The following is a 17,785-nucleotide window of genomic DNA, read 5'->3' as shown; positions in this document are numbered from 1 at the left end:
CTTTTCTTTAACTGAATTTTTAGGCAAGAGTCTTACTGCCTGGAAAATAGCGGGATAAATGAACCAACAATAAAATACAGAATATTCATTCTAAATAACCAAAAAAAGCAGTAGACAAATATTGTCCACTGCATCCATATCATAACTAGCATAAAGAAAACTACAATTGAGGGGGGTGTAGGATTTTCAAATATACTAGATACTTATCCCGTTCTAACGGGCGGTAAACTTTCCAATTGTTTCAAGTGAAAAGTTTACCGCACATAAGAACTTCCTTCGTTCATTAAGATAGTATTGCTAAATAATCATATACACGCTTAGATTTCTCTCCACCCATTCGTGCATGTTGAAGAAGAGAAATACCATGAGGGCCAGATGCACGCAATGCTTCTGGTTGAGCTACTAAAATAGCTTGTACAACTTCTAATTCACCAAGCATAGCTGCTGCAAAAATATCCATCCGAGCACCCTTTTCTAGTAAATAAAGAGCAATATCTTTACGACCTACATGTGCCGATGCGCCTAACGCACTTTCCCAATCTGATCCACCCCAATTATAAGAGGCGTGAAGTAAGCTTGGTGATTCAACCAATAGCTCTTGTACTTTCTCTAAATCCCCGTGAGCTGCCATAACAAATTCTCTTACTAATTCCGTGGTAATACGCTCTTCTGTTTGCATCGCTCTTCTCCCCTTTTAGAAATTCGTTTCGGTGTAAAAAAAGGCTTTTCACTTCCTTGAAAAATATCTACATCTATGCCAAATACATGTTGAAACATTTCATGGCATAGTACTTCTTCTGGTATACCATCATACTGAATCTTTCCTCGCTTTAATACAAGTAAACGATCGCTATATTGAGCAGCTTGGTTAATGTCATGTAAAACCATTATAATTGTCATTCCAAACTCCTCATTTAATCGTTTCACAAGTTCCATTACTTCCAACTGGTGAACAATATCTAAAAAGGTTGTTGGTTCATCCAATAATAAGACATTTGTACGTTGCGCTAACGTCATCGCAATCCAAGCACGTTGCCGTTCCCCTCCTGATAAAGAATGTAAAAGACGATATTCATACCCTTCAAGATTTGTAACAGACAATGCCCAATCAACAATTTCTTCATCTTCTTTATTTAAGCGGCTACTCCATGATTTATGTGGACCTCTTCCGAACTCAATTAGTTCTTTCACTGTTAAATCTAATTGATGATCATGCATTTGTGGTAACATTGCTAATTGCTTCGCTACATCAGCACTCTTCATCATATGAATATTTTTCCCATCTAAAATGATGTCCCCTTCGCTTTGTTTCAGTAGCCTTGCTATTAAACGAAGCAAAGTAGATTTTCCCGATCCATTCGGACCAATTAAACTAACGATTTCTCCAGCCTTAATATGTACATTCATATTTTGCATTTGAAATCTTTCAGAGTGTGCGTAAAACACTTTGTTAACGGAAATCACTTTGTTTTCCTCCTCTATGAATTAAATATAAGAAGAACGGACCACCTAAGAAGGACAGTAAAATACCAACAGGCAATTCGATTGGGTCAAACCAACTTCGAGCTATTGCATCCGCAAAAACAAGTAATACCCCGCCGCCAAGGCATGATAAAGGTAGCAAATATCTATAATCATTTCCAACTAATAAACGTAGCATATGTGGTACGACAAGACCGACAAATCCAATAAGACCAGACACACTTACTGCAATTCCAGCTAATAATGTACTTACTACTATTAAATAAAACCGACTTTTTTCCACATTATGTCCTAATAACTTTGCCATTTCATCTCCAAGCATTAACACTCGAATATGCTTAATACCAAAGAAAGCTAATATAATGGCGAATATTGCATAATAAATAATCATGTTTAAATGTGCCCAACTTACACCACCAATACCGCCCGCTAACCACGGTAACACCGATTGTACTTTGTCACTATGTAATAACATTAATGCTGACGTTGCTGCACCAATTAATGCATTGATCGACACCCCTACTAAGACGATTCTTGAAGGTGGTGCCCCTTTTTGCCATGATAAAGCATAAATAACCATCGCTGTTATGAAAGCTCCTAAAAACGCCCCTAGTGGTAAAAAAGCTAGATGCTGTGGGAATAAAATCATGATGACAATTGCTACAAGGCCTGCTCCAGATGAAACTCCGATAATACCAGGATCTGCAAGAGGGTTTCTCATAACCCCTTGTAGCAGTGTACCAGATGCAGCTAAACATGTTCCTACTATAAACCCAATAAGCACTCTCGGTATGCGAAGATCCCATACAATTCGATGAACTGTCGAACCTTCCTCTTGTATACCTGTTAAAATATCTCGTATAGAAAAGGATAAACTTCCTGCGAAAAGACCGTACAAGAGACCTAGGATTGTTAATACAACTAAAGTAACTGCTATTATCCATCTTTTTTTCGCAAAAGGATGTTCCTTTTCTCTTACTACTTCACTACTTTCCATACGTATCATTTCCTTACATCTTGTATACTTTTATACATAAAATCCATTGCTTCTGTAACTTTTGTACCAGGATTAGATCCAAATAAATCAGGTGGCAAAATAACTACGCGGTTTTGTTTTACTGCCTCTAAATTTTTCCACGCTTCATTTTTCATCATTTCGCCTTCGAATGCTTTTTTCACACTTTTTGAATCTCCGTGTGTAATTAAATAAATCACATCTGGATTCGCCTCAATAATACGTTCTACACTTAGCTGTGCATATTGCGGATATTCTTTCGTTTCTGGAAAATCAGAAGCAATATTTTTTCCGCCTGTTTTTTCTAAAATATCACCTGATAAAGATGTTGGTAATGCCGCTAAATAAGTACCTGGTGCGCCATACACTAGCAATGCTTTCACATCGCTCTTTTTCTCATATTTCTTCATTTGATCATTCATTTTTTGATTAATTTCTTTTGCTTTATCTTCTTTCTTCATTACCGTTCCATATAATTCAATATTCTTTTGAATATCTTGTACAGAATTCGCAGAAGAAATGATAACTTGCGTTCCTTGTCCTTCAACCGTTGGCACATTCTTTTGGAATCCATTGTTAGCAACAAGTACATCGGGCTTTAAACTAGCAATTTGCTCAAAATTCGGTTGATGTGCATTCCCAATTACTTGTGCTTTCTTTAACTCCTCTGGAAGAGTTAATTTCGTATCCGGGCGACCTACTATTTTTCCACCTAAAGCATGAATAATATCCATGTCCCCCATACTTAATGTTGCGAAATTTTCTGGCACTTTATCGAATGTTACCTTTCTTCCTGATAGGTCGGTAATTTCGATTTTCTCTTTTCCTTTTTCTGTTTTGGTTGCAGACGCTTTTTCGTCCCCTTTGGCACTGCAACCTATTAACAAGAAAAAAATAGATAAAATCGCTGTAAATAGCGTAATAGATTTTTTCATTCCTTCACCTCTAATTGATAATGATAATCATTAACTACTATTCTACTTTAATTGATAAGAATTATCATTGTCAACACGAAACGCATACATTTTTCTACAAAAAACAAAAAGCGTGACAAAAAGATTTTTTCTTTTCGCCGCGCTCTAGTTAACAATATTATTCACATTCATTTTCCTCTAGCTGGTCACGCATCACTTTCACACGCTGAAAGAAAAAGAACGATAAACTTAAAAATATAACGATGCTCCCCATCATAACAAAAAATTGGATTGTCTCTTTTGCTCCATTCGGAATCAACAAGCCAACCATTAACAATGTACTTACAGCGAGAAGAATTTGTCCGAACCGAGTATAGTCTTCTATTTTTCCTTTTAATTCTTTCATTATATTCTCACTCCTCCATTTCACTGTATCATATTCTATGAAACTGAAAGACCAGTAAATACAGCCATTCTGGGAGATGTTTTCCAATAAAAAAAGAGCCGCTTTACTGCGGCTCTTTTGTAATCATTATTCACCTTTATATGCTTCCATATAAATTTCTTTCAGTTCTGAAATAAGCGGCAACTTTGGATTAGCAGTTGTACATTGATCTTCAAAAGCTCTTTCTGCTAATACTCCAACAACCTCTTCAAATTGCTCTTTATCTACTCCTTGTCCTGCAATACTCATATTAATATTTAAGCTTTTTCCAAGCTCAATAATTGCTTTGACGAGTGATTCCACCCCTTCTGCTGCCGAGCTTGCTGGAAGCCCGAGCATTCTCGCTATATGTGCATATCTTTCATCTGCCACAAAGTGCTCATATTTTGGGAACAATGCGTGTTTTCTTGGCTTAATAGCATTATAGCGGACTACATGCGGCATTAGAATGGCATTTGCGCGTCCGTGCGGAATATGGAATTCTGGTCCAATTTTATGTGCTAAGCTGTGATTAATACCGAGGAAAGCATTTGCAAATGCCATACCTGCAATTGCAGAAGCGTTATGCATTTTTTCTCTTGCTTCTTCATCATTTCCATCTTTATATGCTCTCGGTAAATATTTGAATACGAGATCAATAGCTTTTAATGCTAATCCATCTGTATAGTCATTTGCCATAACAGACACATACGCCTCAATTGCATGTGTTAAAACATCCATACCAGTATCTGCTGTTACATGTGGTGGTACTGTCATTACAAATTGCGGATCAACAATTGCTACATCTGGTGTTAATTCATAATCTGCAAGCGGATACTTTATATTATTTTTCTTATCTGTAATAACCGCAAATGGTGTCACTTCTGATCCCGTTCCTGATGTCGTTGGAATCGCAACAAACTGCGCCTTATTTCCTAATTCCGGATATTTACATGTACGTTTTCTTATATCTAAAAACTTCTGTTTAATGCCATAGAATGTCGTTTCTGGATGCTCATAGAATAACCACATTCCTTTTGCTGCATCCATAGCTGAACCACCACCAAGTGCGATAATTACATCTGGCTTAAAGCTTCTCATCATTTCCGCACCTTTAAAAACAGTTTCATCTGATGGATCTGGTTCGACCTCAAAGAAAACTTCAACTTTCACATCATTTGCATGCTTGTTTAAATAGTGCGCGACTGTATCGACATAGCCATGTTCAACCATTCCAGGGTCCGTTACAATAAATGCACGTGAAATGTTAGGTATATTTGCTAAATAAGCTGTAGCATGTTTTTCAAAATAAATTTTTGGTGGCAATTTGAACCACTGCATATTCTTTTTTCTATTTGCCAGCCTTTTTATATTTAATAAATGAGTGGCTGTTACATTTTGGGAAACTGAATTCTTTCCGTATGAACCACAACCAAGTGTAAGTGATGGAATAAATCCATTATATATATCACCTATTCCACCTTGTGATGAAGGTGCATTTACAATGAGACGGCAAGCTTTCATACGTAATCCAAATTGCTTTTGCACATCTTTATTTGTAGAATGGATAACTGCCGAATGTCCTAAACCACCGAGGTTCAACATTTCTTCGCAATATGTAAATCCTTCTTCTAATGAATTCGCCTTCACACAAGCTAATACTGGACTCAGTTTCTCACGAGATAACGGATATGCTGCTCCGATACCTTGAATTTCAGCTACAAGCATTTTTGTATGTTCAGGAACAGTAATCCCAACTAAATCGGCAATATACTGTGCTGATTTCCCTACAATATCACTATTTACTGCACATGTATTTTCATTTATAACAAGCTTTTCTAATTTTTTTCTTTCTTCTTCTGTTACAAAGTAACAATTGTTTTCAATCATTTCTGTTTTAACATCATCATAGATTTCTTTATCGACAATGATTGCTTGTTCCGATGCACAAATCATACCGTTATCAAATGTTTTCGATAAAATTAAATCATTAACAGCTCGTTTTACATGTGCTGATTTTTCTATATAACACGGTACATTACCAGGCCCAACGCCTAACGCTGGTTTTCCAGTAGAGTAAGCTGATTTCACCATACCAGCGCCTCCAGTTGCTAGAACGAGTGCTACACCATCATGGTTCATTAATTGTTTCGTCGCTTCAACAGACGGTCTTTCAATCCATTGAATACAGTGTTTTGGTGCACCAGCTTTCATCGCTGCATCATATACTGTTTTCGCCGCTGCCACAGAACATTTTTGTGCGGAAGGATGAAACGCGAAAATAATTGGATTTCTTGTTTTTATCGCAATTAACGCTTTAAACATTGTTGTCGACGTTGGATTCGTTACTGGCGTTACCCCAGCTACTACACCGACAGGTTCCGCGATTTCTATTATTTCTTCATGAGAATCTTCGTGAATAATTCCTACCGTTTTATCTTGCTTTATACTATGCCAAATATATTCAGTGGCAAAAATATTTTTAATGCATTTGTCTTCATATACACCACGGCCAGTTTCTTCAACTGCTAATTTTGCTAGCGGCATATGTTGATCAACACCTGCTAATGCCATTTCATGAACAATGTTGTCAATTTCCTCTTGTGTAAAACTTTCTAATGCTTGTAAAGCTTGTTGACCATTATTTACTAGCGTATCAATCATCTTTTTTACTTCCTGCATTTCATTTACAACTTTCTCTTTGACTACCATGTAAATTTCCTCCTATTCTACTATCACGGTCCTTATATGTCCCTATAGGTCAAAATAAGTCCCAATTAACATAAAAAAATAGAGATGCTTTCCTACATGAATTTCATTGTTTGTGAAATGTTTCACAAGTTTGTTCGTGAGTAACATTTCCTGAATTCAATATACATGAAATCATTTCGTTTGTGTATGTCTATTTTGTGAAATGTTTCACAAAATAATGTAATAAAAAAACGCACTGCTCTATATTAGCAGTGCGTTTTTTTATTATGCTAGCGCTTGTGCTAAATCTTCAATTAAATCTTCACCATCTTCAATACCGACAGAAATACGAATTAATGTATCTGTAATTCCTAATTCTTTGCGGCGATCAGCTGGGATTGATGCATGTGTCATTTGAGATGGAATAGAAATTAAACTTTCTACTGCTCCTAAACTTTCAGCCAGTGTAAAATACTGCAATTTCTCAAGTACTTTATTTAATGTCTCTTCACTATCTACATCAAATGAGATAATAGCACCAAAACCATTTGCTTGTTCTGTTGCTAATTCGTGGTTTTGATGTGATTCAAGACCTGGGTAATATACTTTATTTACTTTTGGATGATTATTTAAGAACTCAGCAATAGCGCGTGAATTCGTTTCATGTTCTTCCATACGAATTCCTAATGTTTTTAAACCACGAAGTAGTAAGAAGCTATCTTGTGGCCCAAGAATACCTCCTGTTGAGTTTTGTACAAAGTGAAGATTTTCTGCTAGTTGTGGGCTATTTACAACTACTAGACCTGCAACTACGTCACTATGACCTCCTAAATATTTCGTTGCACTATGAAGCACAATATCTGCTCCTAAAGAAATCGGCGACTGCCAATATGGCGTCATGAATGTGTTATCAATAATTGTTAATAAGTCTTTCTCTTTAGCAAGAGTAGATATTTTCTTAATATCAGTAATTTTTAGTAGTGGGTTCGTTGGTGTTTCCACATAAATTGCTTTCGTATTTGGACGAATCGCTTCTTTAACTTCCTCTAAGTTTGTTGTATCTACAAATATATGCTCAATACCGAAACGGTTTAATACTTTCGTAATAACGCGGTATGTTCCGCCATAAACATCATCTGTTAAAATAACGTGGTCACCTTTTGAGAACAACATAATTGTCGCTGTAATAGCAGCCATTCCTGAACCAAATGCAAATCCAGCATGCCCATTTTCTAATACAGCAATCATTTCTTCTAAAGCTGCACGTGTTGGGTTACCTGTACGTGAATATTCATATCCTTGATGCTTACCAACTGCTTCTTGTTTGTACGTACTTGTTTGATAAATCGGTACGTTTACAGATCCAGTTGAAGGTTCTCCTATGCGAATACCATGAATTAACTTTGTCTTTGCTCTCATTTTTTATTCCCATCCTTTGTATATGTCTTTACTTAAATAGCGCTCACTGCTATCAGGAAAAATGGTTACAATATTTGTACCTTGTGCTGCCTTCTCTGCCTCAAGTAAGCTCGCATGAAATGCTGCTCCTGAAGAGCTCCCAACGAGAAGTCCTTCTTTTTGCGCTAATTCTTTCACTCGTAAAAATGCATTTCGATCAGAAATCGTATGAATTTCATCAAAATAAGATGTCTTCAAAAATGGCGGGATAAATTCCAGTCCAATTCCTTCGGTCTCATGTGAACCAGCCTTACCACCATTTAAAATAGATCCTTCTGGCTCTACGATAACTGTTTTAATATCTATATTTTTTTCTTTCAAGTAAGATGCAGTCCCCATAAACGTACCGCCAGTTCCTGCTCCAGCAACAAATATGTTAATCTCTCCATTCAATGCGTCCCACAGTTCAGGTCCTAATGTTTTAAAATATGCACGAGGATTTGCCTCATTTGCGAACTGACTTGGAGAGTATGAATTCGGTATTTCATTTACTAACTCTTTTGCTTTAGCAATTGCACCGGTCATTCCTTGCTCAGTCGGTGTATGCACGACCGTTGCACCTAGTGCTTTCATTAATTCTTGTTTTTCAATACTAAATTTCTCTGGTACACAAACAATAACACGTAAATCATGCTCTAATGCTGCAAGTGCCAGTCCAATACCAGTATTCCCAGCAGTCGGTTCAATAATTGTTCCACCCTGGGTAACAAGCCCTTTTTCTAGCGCATCTTCGATTAATTCTCTTCCTAAACGATCCTTAACGCTTCCGCCTGGGTTATAAAATTCAAGCTTTGCAAATAAACGGACCCCTTTCGGAAGTGAAAAACGAGTAATTTCTACAATTGGTGTATGACCAATTAACTCATGAACTCCACGATATACATTCATCGTGTTCTCCCCCTTGTTTGCCAATAAAGAAAAGGCAACTGTATGTATTTTCTTTATATGAGACAGTTGCCTTTTTGTTACATTACTTTAACTCTTCTAACACTTTTACGATAAAGTTTGTAGAATGAAGAGCTGCTTGATCTAAAAACTGATCAAATGAAACATTTGATTCTTTACCAGCAATATCAGAAAGTGCGCGAATGATAACAAACGGAATTTCATATTGGTGGCATACTTGTGCAACAGCTGCTGCTTCCATTTCTACCGCATAAAGATTTTCAAATTTATCACGAATTGCTGCAACACGGTTCGGATCACTCATAAATGAATCACCTGTTGCAATCATACCTTTTACAACTTGAATATTTTCTTCAGCCTGCATACATTTCTCAGCTAATGCAACTAACGCCTCATCAGCTTTAAATCCAGGCGGCATTCCTGGTACTTGACCATATTCATAGTTAAATGCTGTTACATCTACGTCATGGTGACGAACTTCAGTGGAAATAACTACATCACCAACGTTTAGAGAATGATGGAATCCACCAGCTGAGCCAGTATTAATTACTTTTTCAGGCTTATATTTTTCTAATAAAATTGTCGTTGACATCGCTGCGTTTACTTTACCAATACCAGACTTTAACAAGATTACTTCATGCCCTGCTAATAGCCCTTTCGTAAATTCACAACCTGCAACCGTTTCTGTCTCTGCTTGTTCTAATTTGTCACGTAAAATACGTACTTCTTCTTCCATTGCTCCAATTACAGCAATTCTCAATCTAATCCCTCTTTCTATTGCTTAGTTGCCTCCATTACCCAAACGAAATGATTTAATCTCGTGAACGTTACATGGAAGCCATTGTTTTCAAAAATAGTCTGCATAACTGGAATACGTGTATAGTATTCCGTTTGCAAATCGTTTGCTAACTGGTGGAAACCTCTTTCTTTTGCTGTTTCAACAGTTTTATCATATGCATCTTGATCTGCAAATATCGTATCAGCAAACACTATTTTACCACCTTTGTTTAGCAATTGACTATACTTCGCAATTGCTACATTTTTTTCATCATCTGTTAAATGATGAAATGCATAGGTGCTTACAATGGTATCAATTGAATTTGGAACTTCAAACGAAAGAAAATCACCCTCTGTAATTGAAAATTCTTTTGGCAATTTCTCTTTTGCAATCATGCGCATTTCACGCGACGGTTCTATACCGTAAACTGTGCGGCCAGCAAGTAATAATTTATTTGTTAAATTACCTGTACCGACACCAAATTCTAATACATTACCAAATGACTTGTTAACTACATCCTCTAGAATGTCCTCATAATGGGCGAAAACTTCTTTATATTGTATATCTTCGCCTTGTACAAATGAGTCGTACGTATGAGCCCACTCATCAAATAAACCATTAAATTCTGTACCCATAAAAATTCCCCTTTTTCTTATCGGTTTTATCAGTATGATATTCCCTCTTTCTAAAAATGTCAATTGAAATGTACATGGTATTTCCTTCTTTTCTTTGTTACACTATAGTTGATTACATAGGAGAGGGGCCGTCTTCATGTCATTTACCTTTGAAATGTTAGAAGATAAAGTAGAGTTTTTTGAAGCGGGAGACTTAGCTTCTTTAGAACGAAAAATTAGTGAACAAATTGATAATAATAAAGCACTTATGCTTGAAGTTCATCACATCTCTCATCAAATGGTCATGGATCCTGAAAGCAAAAGACCTTATTATAGCGCGGTTGTTCATTTTAAATTAAAGAAATTGCGTTAACAAAAAAGAGAAGCTCCTAAGGAGCTTCTCTTTTTTAGTTTAGAGTTTGAACAAGTACTGGTTTCCAGCCCTCATTGTCTACCCAATCAATATTTACGTAATATCTTTTGCCACTTTGCTTATCTTGAACATCACCATAAGCTTTGCTCTTTCCAGTTTTGTCTCTTCCAACAAAATGGAATACTAATTGCTCTTTCGGTATCTCAACACCTGCAGCAATTGCACTTTGCATCTCATTCCAATCTGATGATCCTTGTTTAAACGTCATCGCCGGTGATGAACCTTGTTCTGTTCCTACAGCTTTCCAAGAAGGTTTTGTGTAAGCCTCTTTTGCCTTAGATACAGTTTTTTCAGCTGATACTTTCTCGTTAGCTTTCGCTTCTTCTTCAGCTTTTTTCTGTTCTTCTTCAGCCTTTAGCTTCTCTTCTTCAGCTTTTTTCTTAGCTTCTGCTTGCTCTTGTTCTTTTTTCTTAGCAGATTCTTTATCTTCTGATTTTCCAGCTTTCTCATTCTTTGTTGTTTGTTGAGAGACTTTCTTATCAGTAGAAGATGCTTGCTCTTTCGTACTAGGAACGAACAATTGATATGCTACAATAGCTACTAATAGTAATACAATAGCGATTGCAATATTTAAAACACCGTTTTGACGACGTTTTTGTTGTTTCTGTTGGAATCTTGATCCTCCTGCCATTCTCCAAACCTCCATGCAGTTTTTCCTAATTGCTATTGTAACATTAAATCTAGAAAGGTTGAACATTTACAATGATATTTTCATGAAATGAAGACATTTCACTATAAATTGCAAGATTACTTTTCATTCTCCAATTGATAGATTGCTCCCACCATATCTTTAAAAATAGGTGTAACTTTATTCACTTTGCTATCAGTCTCTAGATCAACAACAACTAAAGCATATCTTGGATTCTCATACGGAAAATAACCTGCAAACCAGCGATTCACCCTCGTCCCTTTCCCCGTTTGCGCTGTCCCGGATTTTCCAGCGACACTTAGTGGCAACGAACGGAATGCCGTTCCTGTTCCTTTCTCCCTTGTTACAACGCCTCTTAATAACTCTTGTAATGTTTTCACTGTTTCATACGAAAGCTGTTTTCCATTTAACGTATGGCTCTCAAATGTAAAAAAATCCGCTCCATTTTTATATACTATTTTTTCAACAGCTTTCACTTCCATCTTTTCTCCATTCCTCGCAATCGTCGCCATCATATTGGCAATTGCTAGAGGTGATATACGTACATCTTTCTGTCCAATCGCTGTTTGTTCTACCGCTTTTTTATTACTTTTATTTTCTTCATTTCCCCAAATAGTAGTGCCTTTCTCTTCTGACATTTGCTCAAAATGAGGTGTATGAAATACAGAACCTTTCCATCCAACCTTTTCATTTGCTCCTAGAGCTGCTACGTATGTTTCTAACACCGTCCTATCCTTTTGTAATAGCTCGTTACCTAACTCGGAAAATGTCCTGTTACAGCTCCTAGCAAAGCTCTCTTTAAAGTTAAGCGTACCCATCCTAACTTGCGGGTCGTTTTCACCATATAAATCTTTATTACAGTTAAATGTCCGATTAAACAAATTTACTTTTTGATCAATGACTGCAGCTGCAACTACTGTTTTAAAAACAGAGCCTGGAAAATGTGGCGTTAACATTTGATTTTCAAGTGTAGTTTTATATAAATTCTCATCCCTTACTTGTAAAGACGGCTTACTAACCATCGCTAATATTTCATTTGTCTTTACATCAAGTAATACTAATCCCCCCTTCTTTATTTCGTTTGCTTCAATCACTTCTTCTGCTTTTTGTTGCAACTCTTTATGTAAAGTAGTTTGAATCCTAACTGGATAAAATGGATTTCCTGGTGAAGTGTATTTCGCTTGCTTTCCGAAAATTGGTTCTCCTTGCCGATCTACTTGATATAATACTTTTGCCTCTCCATCAGTCAATAGAAATTCATCAAATGATTGCTGTAATCCTGAAATCCCTATCGGCGTTTGTTTTGAAATTTTTTTCAATTCTCCATATCGCTTTTGAAATTCCCTTTCGTTCTCCCCTACATCACCAATTAAATGACTTATCTCTCCAGTTTGTTTTAATCGCACTTCAGCTGCTACAATACCTAATACATGTAATTCATTTACCTTCTCCATCTGCTCTCGTGTCACTCGAAATGGAGCAGTTTCTCCTTGTAGGGTAAATGCATTTTTGTTATTTTTCATTTGTCTTCTAATCTCTTGTCTCGACACACCAATGATATGCGCGATTTTCTCTAACATGTCATTTTTTATTTGTAAAAATGGAAAAATAATTAAAACAGGATATTTTTCCTCACCTATTTCTTTACCATTACGATCTATAAACTGCCCACGTCCATCGTCTACTGTAATGGATTGTGTGCGTTGCGTAACACTTTTTTCAATTAAATTTATTTTGCGATCAGTAAATGATTCTGTATCTATAATTTGAATTTGGATTAAACGACAAAGCAATAAAAACATAACGCTCATAAAACAAATTAAAACAATTGTAATTCTCCGTTTTATTTTCATAAAAAACACCTCGTCTATTGTAGTTTAGACGAGGTACTATTTTATTTATACAATCTCCAAAACAAAAACAGATATTATATAAGGCTATTATTGTTTCTTTGGCTTCTCTAAAAATTTCATAAGAAGCGATCTAAATTCAGTTTCATTCACTCCAGTGTTTTTAGCAACTTCAATTACAGTGGTTGTTACATTAGCCGCTATTTTTAAATAATCCTTACTAAGATTATCCATTTCATTTCTTTTTTCTTTTGCATTCTCAACTGTTACAGAATCAATACAAGTAATCATCTTATCTACAATATGTAAATAATTATTTTGTGCATCTATTATTTTTTGAATATCATCTTTATTACTTACTTTCGATTGTTTTAAATATGTATATGCTTGATTCACTTCATCTTTTAAAATTTTATCATTATTCTTCGCCTGTTCTTGTAACATATTCTTCATATCATCTATTGTTTTTTGATCCATCGAATCTCGCAATAAATAATCTGGATTCCCAATTGCGTAATCATACTTAATCGTTACATCTTGAAATATTTTCATGACAATTGCTAATTGATACGCTACATCAAAATCATTAAATTCCTTTTTATCTTGTGGATTTTCTAAGGCTTTTGAACTCTCAGTTGCTTTAATATCCTTTTTTTCTTCTTGCTTTACTTTTTCTCCCTTTGATGATGTAGTTTCTTCATTCGTTCCGCATGCAGCAAGTCCTAATATGGAGATACTACAAACCAATCCTGTAAAGATTTTATGTTTCATAATTAGCCCCTTTTCCCTTTCAAAACCTATGGTCTCTAATTATGATATCAAAGCTTAAAGTGTTTTTTTGACATTTTTTGTCGAATCACTCTAAGGTTTACACAATTTTTTTCATTCTACAGAAAAAAAAGATTCTCCCGATAGGAGAATCTTTTTTTATTTTACAGAGACAATCTCTACTTGCATTTCTCCGCCTGGTGTTTGGATTGTTACTTTCTCACCAATTTGCTTACCTAATAAGCTTTTTGCGATTGGAGAATCGTTAGAAATTCTTCCTTCGAATGGATCAGCTTCCGCGCTACCTACGATTGTATACGCTTCTTCATCTCCGTTTGGTAATTCTTTAAATGTTACTGTTTTACCTAATGTAACAACAGTAGATACTTCGCCAGTATCTTTAATGATAACTGCGTTACGAATCATATTTTCTAATTGTGTAATACGTCCTTCTACGAACGCTTGCTCATCTTTCGCTGCATCGTACTCAGAGTTCTCAGAAAGGTCCCCGAAGCTACGTGCGATTTTAATACGTTCTACTACTTCTTTACGTCTTACTGTTTTTAATTGCTCAAGTTCGTTCTCTAGTTTTTGCTTACCCTCTTGCGTCATAGGGTATGTTTTTTCTGTTGACATATTTTCCACTCCTTTTATATACCAATCCCCCGAAAAAAAGAGGAGTTCCATATGAAAACTCCTCCGCTTCCATTGTTAGCGGAGGTTTCTAGTACCCTTGCACTAGCGGAGTTGTCACATACAACCCCGTATTTCCAATTCTTCTTTATATAAAGAAGATATGTATGGAAAGTTGATATAAATATGCCCTCACCTATATATAGATGAGGTTGCATGTTTCATTGTATTCGATAGGAAGGGAAAAAATCCCTTCCTATCGTATATCTTTTACTATGCTATTACAAATTTACTTTTTGTTCAAGAATTGTTGCAATTTTTGTCACCATAATATCAATTGCAACGTGGTTTTGTCCACCTTCAGGGATAATAATATCCGCAAATTTCTTAGAAGGCTCAATAAATTGATTGTGCATTGGACGTACAACATTTACGTACTGATCAATAACTGAATCCATCGTACGACCGCGCTCTTTAATATCACGCTGCATGCGGCGCAAAATACGAAGGTCAGCATCCGTATCAACGAATAATTTAATGTCCATTAACTCGCAAAGACGTGGGTCTTCTAAAATAAGAATTCCTTCTAAAATAATTACATCTTTCGGCTCAACTGGAATAATTTCTTCTGAACGCGTATGCAATGTATAGTCATATACAGGCTTATCAATTTGCTCATATGCAAGCAACTGCTGCAAATGTTCAATTAACAGATCATTATCAAACGCAAGCGGATGATCATAATTTGTTTTTAAACGCTCTTCCATTGGTAAATGGCTTTGATCTTTGTAATAATAATCTTGCTCTAAGATTAAAATAGAATGACCTTTAAAATGGTCAAAAATCGCTTTCGTTACACTCGTTTTACCTGATCCCGAACCACCAGCAATTCCAATTACAACAGGCTTATTCGTCCCCATTCGACTATCACTCTTTCTTATTGAAGTATGCTTTTGCGCATCATATTATTCACATACACTCGTTGATCCACTTTGAATTTCACGATTTGCAACGGATGTCTCGCTGCATCTAATTCGTTTCCATCCTCATCCCAAATTTTCTCCACCGTTTGCGTAAAGTTTTCTATTTCTGGTCCAAAGAACTCCACTTCATGTCCTGGTTTGAAATGATTACGTTGCTCAATCGTTACGATGCCCGTTTCTTCATTATAATCTAACACTAAACCAGCAAAATCATACGTTGTTTTCTTACTATGATTTCCAAACATTTGCTCTTGATGTCCTGGAACCCCTTCAAAGAATGCAGGAGCTGTATCACGATTTGCACATTTATCAAGCTCATCTAACCATTCTTGTTTAAACTCAAAGTTATCTGGATCCGCACAATAAGCATCAATTACTTTACGATATACAGTTGCTACAGTCGCTACGTAATGGATTGATTTCATACGTCCTTCTACCTTTAAGCTATCGATTCCGATTTCAATCATTTTCGGAATTGATAAAATTAAATTTAAATCTTTTGGACTCATCGCAAAGTGAGCATCTCCTTCTTGGAATAGAGGAAGCTCTTTTGCATCTTTATGTTGTGATACTGTTTGAACTAAATCATAATCCCAGCGGCAAGATTGGCAACAACCACCACGATTAGAATCACGCGCTGTCATATGGTTACTTAATGTGCATCTTCCTGAATATGCGATACACATTGCACCATGTACGAATGCTTCAATTTCAATATCCACTTTTTCTTTAATTTCTTTCATTTCTTCATAGCTTGCTTCACGAGCTAATACAAGACGATGTAAACCTTCTTCTTTCCAATACTGTGCTGCTTTCCAGTTGGATAGTGATTGCTGTGTGCTTAAATGCACCTCAACAGAAGGCGCTACGCGTTTAGAAGTCTCAATGATAAGCGGATCAGCAACGATAATTCCCGTTACGCCAGCTTTTTCAATCCCTTTTAAATATTCCTCTAGCCCGTCCATATTTTCATTATGTGCAAAGATATTTGTTGTTACGTATATTTTTGCTCCATACTTCTTTGCAAACTCAACGCCTTCTGCCATTTCTTCTAGCGTAAAGTTACCTGCATTCGAACGAAGACCAAATTCTTGTCCACCTAAATATACAGCATCTGCCCCGTAATGGATAGCTACTTTTAATTTTTCTAAGTTACCCGCAGGGATTAACAGTTCAGGTTTCTTCACAATAACACGTTTGCCATCGATCACTCGTGAAATTTCTTGTACAGTCATTTCCTACACCCTCCTCGTTTAGTAAACCGTTTCTTTAAAGAAGAATCCTGTATCTAACGGACGATTTACTGGTTGCATTTCTTCTATTTCTTTATATAGATCATCTTTCACGTCATAATATGCATCACGATCTTCTACGCATAAATCAATCGCTTGACGATATTTCTTCGTTACTTCAATAATGTATTCAGAGCTTTTTAGTACACCGTCGATTTTTAAGCTATCAACTTCAGCTTCGATTAGTTCCTCTAATTCATCGATGAAACAAATATCGTTGGGACTCATAATGTGAGTACCATTTTCATCTTCATAAATTGGATATTTATTGTTGCGCTCTGGGTCATATAAGAACATATTCTCTTCATATTTTTTCTTTTCAATGTCAAGATTACGTCCTTGATACTCAAAGTAGTTTCCTACTAATGAACGCTTCGATTGGAACATACAAGTCATACCGTGAATTTGTACTTCTAGTTCCACTTCAGCATTTTCTTTTAAATCAACAATTTCATCTAAGCTCAGCTCACGAGCTAATACAGCACGCTTCGCTCCTCTTTGTCCCCAGTAATTACAAGTGAACCAGTTTGTTGCTGTCGTTTCTGTATTCCAGTGCAACTGCATATTTGGTGCTACTTCGCGAACAGCCATTAATACCGCTGGATCTCCGAAAACAATTGCATCTACATTTACTTCGTTTAAAAATGAAACGTAATCTGTTAATTCTTCTACTTTATCGTTGTGGAACATAGCGTTCATGGCTACGTATACTTTCACACCATTTTCATGTGCAATCTTCACAGTTTGTTTTACATCTTCACGTGAAAACTCCCCTGCTAAACGTAAACCAAACTTTTGCTCACCGATCATTACCGCATCTGCTCCTGCTTTCGCAAGAGGTTCGATATCCGCCACCGCTCTTGGCGTTACTAACAATTCAGGTTTCTTCATACCT

18 protein-coding genes are annotated in these 17,785 nt (G+C 36.2%); 1 reads left to right on the top strand and 17 read right to left on the bottom strand.

The annotated features are described in order from the left end of the window. Positions 1-283: 283 nt before the first annotated feature. The 10 genes from ACTFP3_RS12430 to ACTFP3_RS12385 form a co-directional block, all read right to left on the bottom strand. The gene (locus ACTFP3_RS12430; protein WP_001192766.1) at positions 284-679 is read right to left on the bottom strand and encodes an ankyrin repeat domain-containing protein; all 396 of its coding nucleotides are present in this window, start codon (positions 677-679) and stop codon (positions 284-286) included. Continuing rightward, on the bottom strand, positions 646-1,464 hold the full coding sequence (locus tag ACTFP3_RS12425) for an ABC transporter ATP-binding protein (protein WP_440010652.1): 819 nt from the start codon (positions 1,462-1,464) through the stop codon (positions 646-648). The genes ACTFP3_RS12430 and ACTFP3_RS12425 overlap by 34 nt, the downstream gene beginning before the upstream one ends. Beyond that, positions 1,451-2,479 carry a FecCD family ABC transporter permease gene (locus ACTFP3_RS12420; RefSeq protein WP_002024813.1) on the bottom strand — a complete coding sequence of 343 codons (1,029 nt, stop codon included), beginning with the start codon at positions 2,477-2,479 and terminating at the stop codon, positions 1,451-1,453. The genes ACTFP3_RS12425 and ACTFP3_RS12420 overlap by 14 nt, the downstream gene beginning before the upstream one ends. Before the next feature lie 5 nt (positions 2,480-2,484). Continuing rightward, positions 2,485-3,432 (bottom strand): ABC transporter substrate-binding protein, encoded by a 948-nt coding sequence (locus ACTFP3_RS12415; RefSeq protein WP_440010650.1) that lies wholly within the window; start codon positions 3,430-3,432, stop codon positions 2,485-2,487. A 157-nt stretch (positions 3,433-3,589) separates the two neighbouring features. Beyond that, complete coding sequence (locus ACTFP3_RS12410) at positions 3,590-3,817, bottom strand: YrhC family protein (protein WP_000661263.1); 228 nt, start codon at positions 3,815-3,817, stop codon at positions 3,590-3,592. 126 nt (positions 3,818-3,943) lie between these two features. Continuing rightward, positions 3,944-6,547, bottom strand: coding sequence for a bifunctional acetaldehyde-CoA/alcohol dehydrogenase (gene adhE / locus ACTFP3_RS12405; protein WP_000260507.1), 2,604 nt, complete (start codon positions 6,545-6,547; stop codon positions 3,944-3,946). Positions 6,548-6,811: 264 nt separating this feature from the next. Further along, positions 6,812-7,945 carry a bifunctional cystathionine gamma-lyase/homocysteine desulfhydrase gene (locus tag ACTFP3_RS12400; RefSeq protein ID WP_440010647.1) on the bottom strand — a complete coding sequence of 378 codons (1,134 nt, stop codon included), beginning with the start codon at positions 7,943-7,945 and terminating at the stop codon, positions 6,812-6,814. 3 nt (positions 7,946-7,948) lie between these two features. Continuing rightward, the gene (locus ACTFP3_RS12395) at positions 7,949-8,872 is read right to left on the bottom strand and encodes an O-acetylserine dependent cystathionine beta-synthase (protein WP_049107972.1); all 924 of its coding nucleotides are present in this window, start codon (positions 8,870-8,872) and stop codon (positions 7,949-7,951) included. Positions 8,873-8,954: 82 nt separating this feature from the next. Continuing rightward, a complete protein-coding gene (mtnN, locus tag ACTFP3_RS12390) occupies positions 8,955-9,650 on the bottom strand; it encodes a 5'-methylthioadenosine/S-adenosylhomocysteine nucleosidase (protein ID WP_001217024.1) in 696 nt (231 codons plus the stop codon). 14 nt (positions 9,651-9,664) lie between these two features. Continuing rightward, a complete protein-coding gene (locus tag ACTFP3_RS12385; RefSeq protein WP_000536320.1) occupies positions 9,665-10,303 on the bottom strand; it encodes a class I SAM-dependent DNA methyltransferase in 639 nt (212 codons plus the stop codon). A gap of 136 nt (positions 10,304-10,439) precedes the next feature. Here ACTFP3_RS12385 and ACTFP3_RS12380 point away from each other — a divergent pair, with 136 nt between their 5' ends. Beyond that, positions 10,440-10,655, top strand: a complete 216-nt coding sequence (locus tag ACTFP3_RS12380) for a YrzA family protein (protein WP_000010984.1) — start codon at positions 10,440-10,442, stop codon at positions 10,653-10,655. 34 nt (positions 10,656-10,689) lie between these two features. Here ACTFP3_RS12380 and ACTFP3_RS12375 read toward each other — a convergent pair whose 3' ends face one another. From ACTFP3_RS12375 to ACTFP3_RS12345, 7 genes are all read right to left on the bottom strand, one after another. After that, positions 10,690-11,346 (bottom strand): YrrS family protein, encoded by a 657-nt coding sequence (locus ACTFP3_RS12375; RefSeq protein WP_069604496.1) that lies wholly within the window; start codon positions 11,344-11,346, stop codon positions 10,690-10,692. A 116-nt stretch (positions 11,347-11,462) separates the two neighbouring features. Then, positions 11,463-13,217 (bottom strand): peptidoglycan D,D-transpeptidase FtsI family protein, encoded by a 1,755-nt coding sequence (locus tag ACTFP3_RS12370; RefSeq protein WP_000695149.1) that lies wholly within the window; start codon positions 13,215-13,217, stop codon positions 11,463-11,465. Positions 13,218-13,304: 87 nt separating this feature from the next. Continuing rightward, a complete protein-coding gene (locus ACTFP3_RS12365) occupies positions 13,305-13,985 on the bottom strand; it encodes a hypothetical protein (RefSeq protein ID WP_000680878.1) in 681 nt (226 codons plus the stop codon). Between the two features lie 156 nt (positions 13,986-14,141). Beyond that, complete coding sequence (greA, locus tag ACTFP3_RS12360; protein ID WP_000102591.1) at positions 14,142-14,618, bottom strand: transcription elongation factor GreA; 477 nt, start codon at positions 14,616-14,618, stop codon at positions 14,142-14,144. Positions 14,619-14,896: 278 nt separating this feature from the next. Next, entirely contained in the window at positions 14,897-15,535 is a 639-nt protein-coding gene (udk, locus tag ACTFP3_RS12355; protein WP_000537078.1) for a uridine kinase, read from the bottom strand. Between the two features lie 17 nt (positions 15,536-15,552). Further along, positions 15,553-16,833 (bottom strand): peptidase U32 family protein, encoded by a 1,281-nt coding sequence (locus tag ACTFP3_RS12350; RefSeq protein WP_440010644.1) that lies wholly within the window; start codon positions 16,831-16,833, stop codon positions 15,553-15,555. Between the two features lie 18 nt (positions 16,834-16,851). After that, complete coding sequence (locus ACTFP3_RS12345; RefSeq protein ID WP_000742801.1) at positions 16,852-17,781, bottom strand: peptidase U32 family protein; 930 nt, start codon at positions 17,779-17,781, stop codon at positions 16,852-16,854. Positions 17,782-17,785 lie beyond the last annotated feature (4 nt).

Source organism: Bacillus cereus group sp. MYBK5-2 (assembly GCF_051915685.1).
Taxonomy (GTDB): domain Bacteria; phylum Bacillota; class Bacilli; order Bacillales; family Bacillaceae_G; genus Bacillus_A; species Bacillus_A cereus.
The sequence above is the reverse complement of the archived record's forward strand: the minus strand, read 5'-3'. Positions and strand labels throughout refer to the sequence as shown.